Annotated in this window: 14 protein-coding genes and 1 pseudogene; 8 read left to right on the top strand and 7 right to left on the bottom strand. The window is 56.7% G+C overall.

Features of this window, described 5'->3' with window-relative positions:
* The 4 genes from ACESLM_RS28925 to ACESLM_RS28910 form a co-directional block, all read right to left on the bottom strand.
* Nucleotides 1-218: thiaminase II/PqqC family protein (locus ACESLM_RS28925; protein ID WP_483862611.1), on the bottom strand; the 218-nt coding region annotated here is incomplete at its 3' end.
* A 2-nt stretch (nucleotides 219-220) separates the two neighbouring features.
* On the bottom strand, nucleotides 221-1,129 hold the full coding sequence (pqqB, locus tag ACESLM_RS28920; RefSeq protein ID WP_372637765.1) for a pyrroloquinoline quinone biosynthesis protein PqqB: 909 nt from the start codon (nucleotides 1,127-1,129) through the stop codon (nucleotides 221-223).
* A gap of 49 nt (nucleotides 1,130-1,178) precedes the next feature.
* Complete coding sequence (gene pqqA, locus ACESLM_RS28915) at nucleotides 1,179-1,250, bottom strand: pyrroloquinoline quinone precursor peptide PqqA (protein WP_372637773.1); 72 nt, start codon at nucleotides 1,248-1,250, stop codon at nucleotides 1,179-1,181.
* Between the two features lie 145 nt (nucleotides 1,251-1,395).
* Complete coding sequence (locus ACESLM_RS28910) at nucleotides 1,396-1,812, bottom strand: WGxxGxxG family protein (RefSeq protein ID WP_372637763.1); 417 nt, start codon at nucleotides 1,810-1,812, stop codon at nucleotides 1,396-1,398.
* Nucleotides 1,813-1,946: 134 nt separating this feature from the next.
* On the opposite strand from ACESLM_RS28910, the gene ACESLM_RS28905 reads away from it, so the two are divergent.
* Entirely contained in the window at nucleotides 1,947-2,495 is a 549-nt protein-coding gene (locus tag ACESLM_RS28905) for a manganese efflux pump MntP (protein WP_372637761.1), read from the top strand.
* Between the two features lie 79 nt (nucleotides 2,496-2,574).
* Here the strand turns inward: ACESLM_RS28905 and ACESLM_RS28900 are convergent, their stop codons facing one another.
* Nucleotides 2,575-4,029 (bottom strand): CAP-associated domain-containing protein, encoded by a 1,455-nt coding sequence (locus ACESLM_RS28900; RefSeq protein WP_372637758.1) that lies wholly within the window; start codon nucleotides 4,027-4,029, stop codon nucleotides 2,575-2,577.
* Between the two features lie 240 nt (nucleotides 4,030-4,269).
* Here ACESLM_RS28900 and ACESLM_RS28895 point away from each other — a divergent pair, with 240 nt between their 5' ends.
* Both ACESLM_RS28895 and ACESLM_RS28890 read left to right on the top strand, forming a co-directional pair.
* Nucleotides 4,270-5,598 (top strand): vWA domain-containing protein, encoded by a 1,329-nt coding sequence (locus ACESLM_RS28895; RefSeq protein WP_372637755.1) that lies wholly within the window; start codon nucleotides 4,270-4,272, stop codon nucleotides 5,596-5,598.
* 37 nt (nucleotides 5,599-5,635) lie between these two features.
* On the top strand, nucleotides 5,636-6,301 hold the full coding sequence (locus ACESLM_RS28890; protein ID WP_372637753.1) for a TVP38/TMEM64 family protein: 666 nt from the start codon (nucleotides 5,636-5,638) through the stop codon (nucleotides 6,299-6,301).
* Nucleotides 6,302-6,416: 115 nt separating this feature from the next.
* On the opposite strand, the gene ACESLM_RS28885 is transcribed toward ACESLM_RS28890, so the two are convergent.
* Nucleotides 6,417-7,013 (bottom strand): DUF4358 domain-containing protein, encoded by a 597-nt coding sequence (locus tag ACESLM_RS28885; protein ID WP_372637750.1) that lies wholly within the window; start codon nucleotides 7,011-7,013, stop codon nucleotides 6,417-6,419.
* 211 nt (nucleotides 7,014-7,224) lie between these two features.
* Between ACESLM_RS28885 and ACESLM_RS28880 the strand changes: the two genes are divergently transcribed.
* Nucleotides 7,225-7,560 (top strand): ArsR/SmtB family transcription factor, encoded by a 336-nt coding sequence (locus ACESLM_RS28880; protein WP_372637747.1) that lies wholly within the window; start codon nucleotides 7,225-7,227, stop codon nucleotides 7,558-7,560.
* A gap of 36 nt (nucleotides 7,561-7,596) precedes the next feature.
* A complete protein-coding gene (locus ACESLM_RS28875) occupies nucleotides 7,597-9,852 on the top strand; it encodes an ATP-binding cassette domain-containing protein (RefSeq protein ID WP_372637744.1) in 2,256 nt (751 codons plus the stop codon).
* Nucleotides 9,853-9,968: 116 nt separating this feature from the next.
* On the opposite strand, the pseudogene ACESLM_RS28870 reads toward ACESLM_RS28875, so the two are convergent.
* Nucleotides 9,969-10,523 (bottom strand): annotated as a pseudogene (locus ACESLM_RS28870) (alpha/beta fold hydrolase); the annotation flags it as partial.
* Nucleotides 10,524-10,698: 175 nt separating this feature from the next.
* Here ACESLM_RS28870 and ACESLM_RS28865 point away from each other — a divergent pair.
* The 3 genes from ACESLM_RS28865 to ACESLM_RS28855 all read left to right on the top strand — a co-directional run.
* A complete protein-coding gene (locus tag ACESLM_RS28865; RefSeq protein WP_372637741.1) occupies nucleotides 10,699-14,196 on the top strand; it encodes a GLUG motif-containing protein in 3,498 nt (1,165 codons plus the stop codon).
* The gene (locus tag ACESLM_RS28860) at nucleotides 14,197-14,535 is read left to right on the top strand and encodes an S-layer homology domain-containing protein (protein ID WP_372637770.1); all 339 of its coding nucleotides are present in this window, start codon (nucleotides 14,197-14,199) and stop codon (nucleotides 14,533-14,535) included. It abuts the gene before it with no gap.
* A 260-nt stretch (nucleotides 14,536-14,795) separates the two neighbouring features.
* Nucleotides 14,796-14,863 (top strand): helix-turn-helix domain-containing protein (locus tag ACESLM_RS28855; RefSeq protein WP_372637767.1); only part of this gene is annotated, 68 nt, incomplete at its 3' end.

Here is a 14,863-nt window from a genome sequence, read left to right as displayed (position 1 = left end):
TCCTCCCGGGACGGCAGCTTGGCGAGGATTAACGCGTCTTTGACCGGAATGTTCTTCTGATAGTAGAAGCGGTTGGCGATCCATGCCCGAAGCTGGGCGGGGGAGAGCTTGCCTTCGTGCATGGCGATATGATAGGGATGCTTGTCGTGATAGCGCTCCTCCCCGACCTGCCGCAGACGCGAGATGAATTGTTCGTTAGACAGCAAATACGATTCCAACGTCAAACCTCCATTTCCATTCCGTCAACCCCGACTTCAATGCCCAGCTCCGTTACCATTCGGCGCTCCGGCGAGCGTTCGTCCAGCATCGGATTCGTGTTGTTGACGTGAATATAGATTTTGCGACGGGCCGGAATCCGGGCTAACCGCTCGGCGCTTCCGTTCGCGCCGGCAACGGGGAGATGTCCCATGTCCGACGCCCGTAACTCGGACACGCCAAGCAGGCGAAGCTCGTCGTCGCGCCAGAAGGTTCCGTCCAGCAGAATGCAATCGGCGCCTTCGAGATGACGCTGGAGCGTCCGCGACCACGTCTCGATCCCTGGCGCATAGACGGCGACGCCGCCCGTCGTATTGTCCGTTATGCGATAGCCGACGACCCACGCCCCCCGGTCTTGATTGCGGCTGGACCAGGAGTAGCGGGGAGGCTTGTCGCCCAAATAGAACGGACATACCGCTAATTGTCCCCCAAAAAGTGGAAAAGATTCCTCCGGCCTCGCCTCGCGCCAACGGAAGTCCGCGTACGGTTCGACGATTTTTCTGACCGGAAAACCGTTCGCAAGCGCAAGGAGGACGGGAGGGGGCGCATATACGTCCAGGGACGAGCTCTGTCTCAGTTGAAGAAGTCCCGTCGTATGATCCAATTCGGCATCGGTCAGCAGGACGGCTTGGACGGGGGAGCCGCGCAAGGAAGGTCCCGGATGAAGCGCGCCGTACGCTTCCGTCTGGAGGCAGATATCCGGGCTTGCATTCAGCAGCGCCCAGCGCTCGCCGTCCGGGCTGACGGCGAGCGAATCGTTCCTTCGCGCCCGTAAGGACGGAACGCCCGCTCTGACGCGCTCGCAGTTCGGACAAGCGCAGTTCCATTGCGGATAGCCGCCTCCCGCGGCGGCTCCCAACACTTTAAGGATCACGGCCTTCCCCCTTCCTATAAGAGATGCCGGATTTCTCCGGGATGAATGCTTATTTCCGATAGGCGTAGGCGGTCACTTCGGCGCAAAGCTCGATAATCTTGAATTCGGGCTTCACCCACATAGCCATACCCCCTTTCCATACCATCGCGATAGGCAGCACGCTTCATTGTATGTCGGAGTCGGGATGTCCAAGAAGCGCAAAAAACGATGCAAGTCTCGTCCGTCGGCCGGAACGGGAGCTGCATCGTTAATTGCGAGGGGGAAGATCAGCGATTGCGCTGCGGATTCCGGTTGCGAATGCCGGCCAGCCCGAACAGCCCGAGCAAACCGAGCCATCCCCAGCCGATGCCCCTGCCCGAATTCGTCGCGGCGGCCCGATAGGCGCCGTCCGCGGAAGTCCGGTTGCCGTAGCCATAGCCGTTGTTAACGTTCGTCGTGCCAGGAGCTCCCGGGTTTACGTTGCGGAATTGGCTGCCCGTTCCCGTGCCGTAGACGCTGATCTCATGGCCGTTCGTCCGGTCGACGCTCTGCGCGCGAATGTTCGATCCGTTGGACGGAGCTCCCATCCCGTTGCCTAACCCGCCGTTCCCGCCGTTTGCCGTTCCCGCTTGCGCGTAAGCCGGCGCTGCCAGCATCAGGGACAGGGCGGCGATTCCTAACGCGGTTTTGATTCGGCTTCTCATAGGATACCTGCTTTCGAAAGAGATTTAGTGTTTTGGCTAGCTTCTCTTCATGGCCGCTATCTTATTCAAGGGCTTGTACTGCCGGGGCGGCTTCGGGAATATATCTGTAGCAAAGATCCTAAGGAGCGGGGGGCATGGAGATATTATTCGCCTGGATTCTGACGATGTGTCTCGGACTCGATACGCTGATCGTGTCTGCCTCGTTGGGATTAAAGAAGGAAGCCGGGGACAAGGTGAGGATCGCTCTCGTCTTCGCTGCAGCCGAGGCGGTTATGCCGATCGCCGGCGTCGTCATCGGAGGATCGCTCGGCCGCTTTGTCGCGCCCGCGGCGCCGGCGCTCGGCGCTCTGCTGTTGATCGCGGTGTCGATGTACTTTCTTTTCTTCGACGATGAAGAGGGGGAGAAGAAGGCGTTGAATCAAGCGCTTGTCGGTTGGCCGTTGATCGCGGCGGCCGTCAGCATCAGCATAGACGAGCTTGCGGTAGGGGTTTCCGCCGGATTTATGCAAGTTCCGATGCTGCTCACTATCGCGCTGATCGCTTCACGTTCGTTCGTATTCACCTTTATCGGCGTGACGTTCGCCGAGAAGCTTAGGCCGCTGATGGGAGAATGGGCGGAAAAGTGCTCCGGCGTCCTGCTCGGCTTAATGGGAATCTGGATGCTGCTGGAGAGCTTCCTGTAAACGTGTCGATCGCTTCCGCGGCCGCCGCTTGCGTCGTCCTGGCCGATTCGGCCGATCGGCTTAACATCGGCCCGCGCGGTTATCCGCGCGGGGTGTAGAAGTTTTGGGTGTAATAGATCCGGTATTCGTAATCGTCCGAATAAGCGATCCCTACTCCAAGCCGCTCGTACTTGTCGCCTAAAATGTTGCTGCGGTGGCCTTCGGAATTCATCCATTCTGCATGGGCGAATATGGCATTGATCTGGCCGGCCGCGATGTTTTCTGCAGCCGCCGAGTAGGCGATGCCGTCGGCTTTCATCCGGTCGAACGGACTGCGCCCTTGCGGATTGACGTGATCGAAGAAGCCGTTCTGCCCCATATCCTTGCTATGATCGCGGGCCGTGCCGGCGATCTTGGCGTCCCAGGCGAGCGCCTTCTTGCCGGCAAGAACGCGAGAGACATTCGCGAGATCCAGCAGCTCCCGCTCGTACGCGGTCAGGAGCGAAGGGGTGACGACGCCGTAGCTGCCTTTGCGCGCGGCCGCCGTTTTCCTCTCGATCATATACATTCCCATCGTCTTCCCGCCGTTATGGTGATCCAGAATAAAGGTCAAATAAGAGCCATCTACCTCGTAGCTCGGGTAAGTTTCCTTCGCTGCGCGAATAAATACGTTCGTATCGAGCTCCGTCAAGCTGCGGGGCTTGCCGAGCTTCGCTTCGATCGCCGCTGTCGCCGATCCGATTCCGAGTCCGTCGCCGCTGCGCCATACGTTGGCGTTGGAGAACAAGGCGACGACTTTACCCCCGCCGATGCCGATCTGCGCGTACTGCTTGTAGTCGTCGTTATATACGTGCCATTGAAACCCGTATTCGCTCGGATCGACGCGGTTGGGCTTGCCCAGCTTGGCGGCAACCGTCGCTTCGGAGTCTCCGATGGCAATGCCTCTTAGACTGTAGCCCGCACTTGCCTCCGGCTGCGGTTCGGCGTTCGCCGCTCCGCCCAGCGCGTTGACGATAAACTGGACGGCTTCCGCCCGGCTTAGCGCTTTCTGCATCTGATAGCCTTCCACTGTCGCCGAGGTGATGCCGTTTGACAGCCCGTTGTCGAGCAAATAACGGACCGCCTCGGTTCGTCCGAGGATATGCCCTTTCAAGGCGGCGATAAGCTGCGCGGCGCCGCCTCTGTCGAAGCTCGCGCCCGCCCCGGATAAAGGAAAGTTCCGCTCTTCGGCGTACTTGTAATACGGGGCGTTCCAGACTTCGCCCGCCTGGCGGGCCGGAAGCTCGTCGGGGATAGCGGCCGACAGGAGAAGCTTCAGGAATTCGGCTTCGGTCACCCGCTGCGTCAAACGGAACGACCCGTCGCTGTAGCCATCGACCCAACCCTCGTCAGCAGCCCGATGAACCGCCTCGTATGCCCAGTGTGCTGTCGGCACGTCCTTGAAGCGCGCGTCTGCCGCCGATGAAGACCGGGGCGCGGCCGTGAGGAACAACAAGACGGCAACCAGAAATAACGTCACGAACCTCCTATTCATTCTGTTCGCGGTTTCGTTCATTCGAAAGTCCTCCCTTAGCCGTAATCGAAAACCGAGTCCCTCGATCGACTTCATCGAAAGGACACTATTTATTTCGGCCGTTCGGTTTCGTCTCGAAATAGGCACAATTTCTCATCACCGTCTCGGGTAGGGACTGGAGTCCCGCTTTTCGCGCCTAACCTGCCATTCCGAGCATATTCCAGGGGAGATGTGCTATCATTGTAGACTAATATATCTATCATTTGTGGAGGAGGCGGCCGCATGTCGAATTCGACGAAGTTGATTACAGGTTCCAACGCGCCGTTGCCGAACGATCGGACGCTGGAAATCGCGGTAGAGTGGACAACCTCTCCGGCGGAGCTGGACGTAAGCTGCTTTATGGTGAACGAGCAGGGCAAGGTGCCATCCGATCGCTATTTTATTTTCTATAACCAAGCGGAAGATCCGGAGCGCAACGTCCGTTTCGAACCGCAAAACCCGCATTCCGTCAAATTTTCGATCGACCTGAACGGTCTTCTTGCTTCGCCGATTCAAAAATGCGTGTTCGCGGCTACGCTCGACGGACCGGGTACGTTCTCCGAGGTGCAGGGGTGCAAAGTGACGGCCCAATGCTCCGGTTCGGAAATCGTATACGAGTGCAGCGAGGGCAAGGCGGAAAAGACGCTGGTGCTGGTCGAATTGGAGAGGCACGGCGGCTGGATTAAGCTCCGGGCGATCGGCCGCGGCTTTAACGGAGGGCTGAAGCCGCTGGCGGAATCCCACGGTGTAGTCGTCGAAGAGCCGGAAGCCGAAGAAGCAGCGGCGCCGCAAGTCGCAGCGGCTTCGTCCGTCGCTTCGGCCCCAGCGCCCGCATCCGCTCCGACGCCAGCCTCGACGCCGGTGTCGAATCCCACGGAGACGAAAGTCAACTTGACGAAAATCGATCTCTTGAAGAAAAAGGTCAAAGTATCGCTCGAGAAGAAGAGGATGGACGCGATCAAGGCACGGGTGGCCGTCGTGTTCGACGCTTCCGGCTCGATGACGTCGCTGTATCAGAAGGGCACTGTCCAGCGCGCGTTCGAGAAGGTGCTGGCGATCGCGGCGTGCATGGACGACGACGGCGTAATGGACGTCTGGTTTTTCGGCAGCAAGTCGAAGCGGGCGCCAAGCGTCACCGAGAACGACTACGAGGACTACGTCAAGAAAACCTACCCGGCTCCAAGGCTGTTCGGCGGGCTGGGTTCCGGCAACAACGAGCCTCTCGTGATGGCGGACATCATTCGGAAGTATACGAAGGAGGAGCCGAGCGACGTTCTCCCGACGTACGTCATTTTCTTCAGCGACGGCGGCATCTACGAAACGAAGAAAATATCGAAACTGCTCATCGACAGCTCGAAGTCGAGCATCTTCTGGCAATTCGTCGGCTTGGGCAACGCGAATTTCGGCGTATTGCAGGAGCTCGACCATTTGCAAGGCCGATTCATTGACAATGCCAACTTCTTTGCGCTGAGCGATCTGGATCAGGTCGGCGATGAAGAGCTGTACGACCGGATTTTCAACGAGTTTCCGGACTGGTACCGCCAGGCGAAGGAGAAGGGGATTTTGCGATAGTCGGATACAGATTACGGCGGGTAAGCGGGGGATAGCGTTGCTCAAGAAGTTGGTTTTCGGAGGCGTCTACGGAGGGGCGGCGCTGTGGCTGTTCGTCTATAGCGAAGCTCTCGTCGCCTGGATCGACTCGGATACGGCGTGGCATCAGGACATTCTCATCGGGCTTGCCGGACTGATCGTCGCGATCGTTCCGGCGGTCCCGTATGGCGTGATCGCAGCCGTGTTCGGAGCGAAATACGGGGCGGCGGCAGGAAGTCTGATCAATCTGACGATTTCCAGTCTGGCTGCGATTATTCTTTTTGCCTGGATTCGGTATACCTTTACGGAGGAGAGCCGCCTGAAGGCGGCTCGACTGAAGGGAATCCGCAGACTGACGGCTTATGCCGAACGCAACGCTTTTTTCGCCGTCCTGTTTGCTCGTCTGCTCCCTTTCGTTCCCGCGCAGCTCGTGAATGCTTATGCCGCGATCATCCGAATGAAAGGACGCACCTTCATCGCGGCGACGATTGTGGGCAAAACCCCTTACCTGATCGCCGTAACCCTATTGGGCGAGAGCCTGTTCGAGAGAAGCGGATGGCGGGAGATTCTGCTGATTGTCGGTCTGTATTTGGCCTTCATCTCGGTCGTATTCCTCCTGGGCAAACGCTTTGCGATTCCGGCGACCGACGCCCGCGGCCGGCACGCTGATCGCGGCGGGCGATAGCGTAATTTCGAAAAAAAACGAATCCCGACTATGATACGTTTAGACGCGCCGCATACATCAACAACGGGCATTCGGAGAACCGATGCCCGTTGTTGGCGTATCGGAGCCGCGCGAGTTAGGCCGCGATTTCCTTGAAGGCTTTCACCAGATCGTTGGCGCTCTCGGAAATGAGGAACAGCACATATTCTCCTTTGGCTTCGATTTTATAATTTTGGGCGTGCTTGTACGGCTCCGGCAAGTACTGCTCGAACATCTTCTGAACGTCTTCGGCGCGCTTCTCCATTCCTTTCTTAACCGCCTCTATATCTTTAATGTCCTTAACTTTAATAACGGCGATCTCATTGGACATGAGATTAAATGCCGGGGTTTTGATCGTGAATTCCTCGACAAGCTCGGGATCGAAGCCGTAGTAGTTTTTCAATTCTTCAGGGGCAAGGTCTATCAAACTGGGTTGTTCTATTTTCTCCAGCATCGAGCTCACGATTTTATCCGTGGACGACGCGGACGGATTCTCGTCCGGCTTCGCGGAATTGTCAGGTTGTTCCGGTTCGGCGGAAGGGCTGGAGCCGGCTCCCGGGGTTTCGCTGGCGACCGGCGGATTCGTGGCGGTCGGAGTTCCGGCATTGTTCCCGTTATTGTTGCCGGAGCAAGCGGTGAGCAGACTGCCGAGCAGTGCGGTGACTAAGAGGAAGGTCAGAGCTGATTTTTTCATGATGCATTTCTCCTTGATCTGAAATCATAGTATCGAGTGCTTACGATCCTGACATAGTGACGTCTACTGTCGCCGGAATGTTGCAGGCGGGGCTTGTTGACACGGGTGCAAATGATGGCCTATAATCAAAAAAAGAGACACCAAAAGGTGTCTGTTTAACAGGGCAACTATTTGAGAAGTCCCTTGGTCTTAATACGTAGGAGAGAGTGCCGTGAGCGAGAATCCCCAGCTGCGGGATGTGTTTGACGCGATTGCCGATCCGACCAGACGGCAGCTTATTCACTTGTTAGCGGAGACGGACGAGCTGCCGCTTCATGAAATGACGGGGCAGTTTCAAATGGGCCGTACCGCGGTATCCAAGCATTTGACAATTCTTAAAGAGGCGGGGCTCGTGCGTGACCGGAAAGTCGGAAGAGAAACGCGATTCAGACTCGACGCGGCGCCGCTCAGGGAAGTTCAGGATTGGGTGGCGTTCTACAGCAAGTTCTGGAGCGCCAATCTGCTGCGCTTGAGCGAGCTGCTGGAAGAGGAAGAAGACGGGAAATAGCAAGTCCAAAATCACGCGATCGGAAGGAAGTCGTGCATGAGCGAAGCGAATCAAGAGTATATCGTCATTACGGGAGCACGGGAAAACAATCTGAAGAACGTCTCCTTGCGCATCCCCAAGCGGCAGATCACGATTTTCACCGGGGTGTCCGGTTCCGGGAAGTCGTCGATCGTGTTCGATACGATCGCCGCGGAATCGACGCGGTTGCTGAACGAGAACTTCAGCATGTTCGTGCGCAATTTCCTGCCTAAGGTTCCGCAGCCGGATACGGACGGGATCGAAAACCTGAGCATGGCCGTCATCGTAGACCAGAAGCGGCTCGGCGGCGGTTCGCATTCCACGATGGGCACGATTACCGATATTTCTCCGATCCTCCGTCTGCTCTTCTCCCGGGTGGGCAGTCCGTATGTCGGCGGGGTCAATCTGTTCTCGTTTAACGATCCGCAGGGGATGTGTCCCGAGTGCAACGGGCTCGGCCGCAGGCTGGGCGTGGACATGAACAAGGCGTTGGACCTGTCCAAGTCGTTAAACGAAGGGGCCATTCTGCTTCCGGACTACTCGGTGAACAGCTGGGAATGGAATATGATCGTGCAGTCGGGCGACTTCGATCTCGACAAGAAGCTGGGCGATTATTCGGAGGAGGAACTGGATCGGCTGCTTTACGCCAAAGCCAGGAAGGTTCAGATGGATTTCGCCGGGAAGCCCATGAACATTACGGTGGAAGGCGTCCTTGAGAAGTTTACCAACAAATATATTAAGCAGGATTTGAAAGCCAAGTCCGAGCGCACGCAGAAAACGGTCGCGCCGTACATATCCGAAGGTCCCTGCTCCAGCTGCCGCGGCGCGAGGCTCAGTCAGGCTACACTTAGCTGCCGGATCAACGGACTCAACATCGCGGATCTGTCCTCGATGGAGGTCGGCCAGCTCATTCGCGTCGTTCGGGAGATCGACGACGAGAGAGCCGCGCCGATCGTCAAGTCTTTGGCGGAGCGGCTGCAGCATCTGGTCGATATCGGACTCGAGTACTTGACGCTGGATCGCGAGACGGACACGTTGTCGGGCGGCGAGTCGCAGCGCGTCAAGATGGTGAAGCACCTGAGCGGCAGTCTGGTGGACGTCACTTACATTTTCGACGAACCGAGCGTCGGTCTGCATCCCCGCGATGTGCACCGCTTAAACGAGTTGCTTCAGAAGCTGCGCGACAAAGGCAATACCGTCATCGTCGTCGAGCATGATCCCGACGTGATCAAGGTGGCGGATCATATCGTCGATGTCGGGCCTCACGCCGGAAGCCGCGGCGGCAATATCGTGTACGAGGGAAGCTTCCAGGGGCTGCTGGAGTCCGGCACGCTGACTGGCGCGCATATGAAACGGCCGCTGGAGCTGAAGCGAGATTGCAGGCAGCCGTCCGGCAAGCTGTCCATCCAAGGGGCCTCGTTGCATAACCTGCAGAACGTGAGCGCGGATATTCCGACGGGAGTGCTGACCGTTGTCACGGGGGTCGCCGGCTCGGGCAAGAGTACTCTGATTAACGAAATATTTCTCGGCCAGCATCCGGATGCGATCGTGATCGACCAATCGGCGGTTGGCGTATCGACGCGCTCGAATCCCGCGACCTACACCGGCATCATGGACGATGTTCGCAAAGCGTTCGCTTCCGCGAACAAGGTCAACCAGGGCTTGTTCAGCTTTAATTCCAAAGGAGCATGCGAGAACTGCCAGGGGCTGGGCGCCGTCTATACGGATCTTGCGTTCCTGGACAGCGTCAAGCTGCCGTGTGAAGTATGCGGAGGCAGGCGTTTCAAGGAAGAGGTGCTGGCGTACAAGCTGGACGGCAAATCGATTGCCGACGTGCTGGAGATGACCGTAGAGCAAGCCTTGGAGTTCTTCCAGCTTAAAGAGGTCGTGCGCAAGCTTCAGGCAATGAGCGACGTGGGGCTGAACTATATTACGCTCGGCCAGCCGCTCAGCACGCTCTCAGGCGGGGAATGCCAGCGGATCAAGCTGGCCAGCGAGCTGCATAAGAAGGGCAGCATCTACGTGATGGACGAGCCGACGACCGGTCTGCACATGTCGGATATCGGTCACCTTCTGGAGATCATGAACCGCCTCGTCGATGCCGGCAATACGGTCATCGTCATCGAGCACAATCTCGACGTGATTAGCCAAGCGGACTGGATCATCGATATGGGACCGGACGGGGGCAGCAAAGGCGGCCAGGTCGTGTTCGAAGGCACGCCGGCGCAGATCGTCGATGCGGAGCAGTCGATTACGGGAAGATATTTGAAGTAAGATTTTATTTTCTCGCTAGAGACCGGAAGGACGTCATGGAGGTTGCTTGGAAAAAGTCGCTTAAATCGCGGCTTTTTTCTATGGACTCCAATTGGCGAAAGGTTGGAAGATACGGATTAGAGGCCGTTCAGAAACGTCTGGATTATGCGATTGACCTCGTCCGGATTGTCCAGATTCGTCAAATGATGCGCGTTCGGGATCGTATGCAGGACTGCGCCGGGAATCCGCGCTGCCAGCTCGGCCTGTTGGCGGCCGACCATATTATCTTTGTCGCCGTGCAGGATAAGGGTCGGACATTGGATTTTCTCCAGATCCCTCCTGCTGTCCATACGGAGGTTGCCGGCCCAATGCCGCACGAAATTGCCGTGCGTCATCTTCCCGAACGCCTCCATAATGAAAGCGTGATTGGAGGGAGTAAGCTTGGAGAGCGCGTTTGCCGTCAGCTTGGCCGTTGTGCGAAGCGGAATGAGGCGCGTGGAGAAACGGCTGAACGGCGCGGTCGTTCTCTCGAACCAGTTGAACGCGTTCGTGAACGGCGTGCCGATCAGCACGAGCGCTCGCACGCGCTCCGGGTAACGCACGGCAGTCTGCAGCGAAATATGCCCTCCCATGGATAGTCCGCACAATACAGCGGAAGGAAGCTGCAGCGTTTCTATCAGCGCGGCTAAATCCTTGCTGAACTGTCGCTATGAAGCAAGCAACGAATAGGAGATTTGTTGTAAACCGTGAAGCTCAGGCTCTTCGCGGTTTTTGTCGATGCATTGCCGGAACTTTTATTATTCTTTTATTGGCTTTCCGTATACTGTCCCTAAGCTAGGAAAAGGAAATCGAGGGGAGTATGCGGGAATGTTGGAGACGGCAAGAAAAGCGAAAATCTGGCTATTGACGATAATGTTGTCGTTCGGCGCGGTACTGGGAGGCGGTTTCGGCAACGGCCAGGCCTATGCGGCGGGCGGCGATTTTGCCGGAGGGACCGGAACGGCGATCGATCCTTACCTGATCGAAACGGCCGACCAGTTGGACAAGATGCGGGACGCTTATCTGGATGCGGGGACGTATTTCAAATTGATCGCCGATATCGACTTGAGCGGGTACGCCGCAACGGGTTGGAATTCTATCGGAGATGGCGACAATCCGTTTTACGGACATTTCGACGGGGAAGGTCATACGATAAGCGGGCTTACGGATCATACCGGAACCAGCATGGGACTATTCGGGGTTTTATCGATCGGAAGTTGGGTGGGCAATCTTAAGCTGACCGACGTATCGATTGTCGGAGACCACCTCGTGGGGGGATTGGTCGGCGATATTTATCAGGGAACGATCGACAATGTCTCGGTTGCGGGTGAGATATCCGGAGTCGATTCGGTAGGCGGATTGGTAGGCTACGGTTACGAAGGAACGATCATAAACAGCTGCGCCTCGGTAGCAGTTGCCGGAGAGAACCAGGTAGGCGGTCTGGTGGGCGAATTTATGGGGGAGATCACCGACAGCTGCGCGACGGGAGAAGTTAACGGAACCCGACACGTTGGCGGACTGATCGGTTACGCTGAGGAAACGCAGATCCAGCGAAGCTACGCTTCCGGAGAAGTGAACGGCACGGAAGAGGTCGGCGGATTGATCGGCAGAATCGATGAAGGAGGCATCGGTTACAGCTATGCTGCTGGAGACGTCGGCGGGAACATGGACGTCGGCGGACTAATTGGGACGCAGATCGTAGTGACGATGAGCTACAGCTATGCGACAGGGAATGTGAGCGGGGATGAAGAGAGCAATTATATCGGCGGGCTGATCGGATACAACAACGACAGCAAGATTTTGTTCAGCTACGCATTAGGCCATGTCAGCGGATTAGCCGATAGCAACAATCTTGGCGGCTTGGCTGGCGCGAACTACTACGGGGGATTCGGGGAGATCAGCGACAGCTACGCCATGGGAAGTGTGGACGGGGGAACGAACGGCTCCACTGTGGGCGGTCTTGTCGGGGTAAATATGGATGGTACGATACGCAATAGCTTCGCAGCGGGAGACGTGAACCCGTTCTCGGGTGCGACTGGCTTTTATGCAGGCGGTCTCATAGGAGAAAACGTATTCGGAACGATTCAAGACAGTTACGCCTCGGGGAAGGTTAGAGGGAATTATGCCATTGGAGGACTAGTCGGCAACAACCCGAATAATATGGGAGGGGAGATCACCCGGAGCTTCGCCCTTGGAGACGTGGAAGGAAGTGGTATCGGAAGCCAGAATATCGGCGGTCTGGTCGGCTATAATGCCTGGGGCAAAATCGAGAATAGCTACGCTTCGGGGAAGGTGAGCGGCGACGACATCGTTGGCGGGCTGGCCGGACAGAGCGGCTCGGGTTCGATTCGGACAAGCTATTCCGTAGGCGAAGTAACGGGAGGCTCCAACGTGGGCGGCCTGATCGGGAGCGGCAGCTTCGGAAGTTTCGTCAATAGCTTCTACGATGGAGACACGAGCGGTCAGAGCGTATCGGACGGAGGCACGGGTCTTAGTACCGTGCTGATGCTCAGCCAGAGCTCTTACGAAGCCGACGCGGACAATGCGTGGGATTTTGGCTCCGTATGGGGAATAGAACCGGTTATGAACGGCGGATATCCCTACCTGAGGGCCAGCCTCGTTCAACTGCAATACGATGATAACGACAGTACCGGCGGTACAGCTCCTGTCAGCCAGACGCACGTCCCCGTAGCAGCGGTCAGTATACCGGGGCCTATGGATCTGGTAAGAGCGGGCCACACCTTCGCGGGATGGAGCGAGAACTCGGGCGGAAGCGGGATCGTGTATAATGCGGGCGACTCTTTCACGGTAAGGAAGAACACGACCTTGTTTGCCCAGTGGGACGCGTTGGCTCTGAGCAGTGATGCGACGCTGACTTCGATGATTGGAACGGTGAGCACGGGAGGCACGGCTAGCGAGACAATTACTGGCGTGCCGTATGGAACGACGTTAGCGACGTTTAAGGCTGCGATTACACCGGCTACAGGTGCCTCGTTCGAGGTATACGAAGCGGATGGTGTGACGGTGGCTGGCGTGTTAGTATCTGGTTACAAAGTCATCGTCACCGCAGAAGATGGCACGACTCAAGTGACGTATACCGTCACGGTTAGTGCGCCTCCGCTGAGCATGGATGCGACCCTGACTTCCACGATTGGAACGGTGAGCACGGGAGGCACGGCTAGCGAGACAATTACGGGAGTGCCATATGGAACGACGTTAGCGACGTTTAAGGCTGCGATTACACCGGCTAACGGCGCCTCGTTCGAGGTATACGAAGCGGATGGTGTGACGGTGGCTGGCGTGTTAGTATCTGGTTACAAAGTCATCGTCACTGCGGAGGACGGTTCGACTCAAGTAACGTATACCGTTACGGTTAGTGCGCCTCCGCTGAGCACGGATGCTACGCTCTCCTCCACGATTGGAACGGTGAGCACGGGAGGCACGGCTAGCGAGACAATTACGGGAGTGCCATATGGAACGACGTTAGCGACGTTTAAGGCTGCAATTACACCGGCTAACGGTGCCTCGTTCGAAGTGTATGAGGCTGACGGAGTAACGGTGGCCACTGCATTGGCATCAGGCTACAAAGTCATCGTCACTGCAGAAGATGGCACGACTCAAGTGACGTATACCGTCACAGTGAACGCGGCCCCGCCTAGCACGGGAAGCAGCGGAAACAGCGGCGGCCCCGCACCGGCGAACAACAAACTGACGCTCCAAGCCGGCAAAACGGGAGAATTAAGCCTTTTCGAAGAGATTACGGTATCCGTACCGGCTAACGCCTCGGATAAAGAGATCGTCATCACGATCGATAAGATAACGAATCCGCAAAAGCTGCTCTCGGAGCACGATGTGCTTCTAAGCACGATATTCGAAGTTCTCAAGAACTTCACGGATGACTTCAAGAATCCCGTTACGGTGACGATCAAATACAACGCCGCAGATTTGCCCGAAGATCGGGTTCCGGCCGTATTTTCTTACGATGAGACTAAGAAAGTCTGGGTGGAGGCAGCAGGGGGCAAGGTAAGCGGGGATCGCGTTTCCGTGCAAGTGATTTCCTTGGCGAAGTTCGCCGTTTTCGCGGTTGATCGTCCGGACGAGCCGACTAAGGAAAGCGAGCCTGCAACTCTTTTTAACGACGTCTCCGGGCACTGGGCAGAAGAGAGTATCAGCCAAGCGTTAAAGCTGGGAATTGTCTCGGGCTTCTCGGACGGTTCGTTTAAGCCGAATGGGATCATCACGCGCGCGGAATTCTCCGTTATGTTAATGAACGCCTTGAATCCGACCGATGAGGTCAGTGCATTGCCGTTCTCCGACGCGGAGTAAATTGGGAAGTGGGCTAAAAATGCGGTGGCACTCGCGGTGAAAGCCGGCTACATTAAAGGCTATCAGGACGGAACGTTCCGTCCGAACGCGGTGATTACCCGGGCCGAGATGGCGATGATAGCCGCCAACGTGTTGGGACTATCGTCGGAGGCAGGTACGTCAACCCGCTTTGCAGATGATCAGGCGATTCCCGCGTGGGCGAAAGGCGCAATTGCGGCAATTCATGCGAAAGACATCATGAAAGGCAAGTCGTCGGGCAAATTCGATCCTGCCGCCAAAGTGACGAGAGCCGAAGCCGTAACCGTTCTATTGAACCTGTTAGGCGCGAAGAGCGAATAAACAAAGAGGGCAGTCCTTCAATCGGCGATCAAGCCGGTTAGAGGACTGCCTCTCTTAATGGCATTATTTACGAATATCAATATCGACGGCAGCTTCATTTAACGCAATGCCGAGAAGTCCCCGGCCTCTAAACTACCTTACTCACGTAGTGAGCGTGTAGGTGGGGGATGAATCGGTGCATTAGGATTTGTTGTTAGTAATTAAATATGCGAACATTCATTCCCCTATTTGTGGTATAATCTGCTTACGGGGGTGATCGCATGAATAAGGCTTACCGGTTCCGCATCTATCCGACAGCAGCGCAAGAAACTTTGATTCGTAAAACCTT

Origin of the sequence: Cohnella sp., from assembly GCF_041641335.1 — a bacterium.
In the GTDB taxonomy this organism is placed as follows: Bacteria; Bacillota; Bacilli; order Paenibacillales; family Paenibacillaceae; genus Cohnella.
The sequence above is the reverse complement of the archived record's forward strand: the minus strand, read 5'-3'. Positions and strand labels throughout refer to the sequence as shown.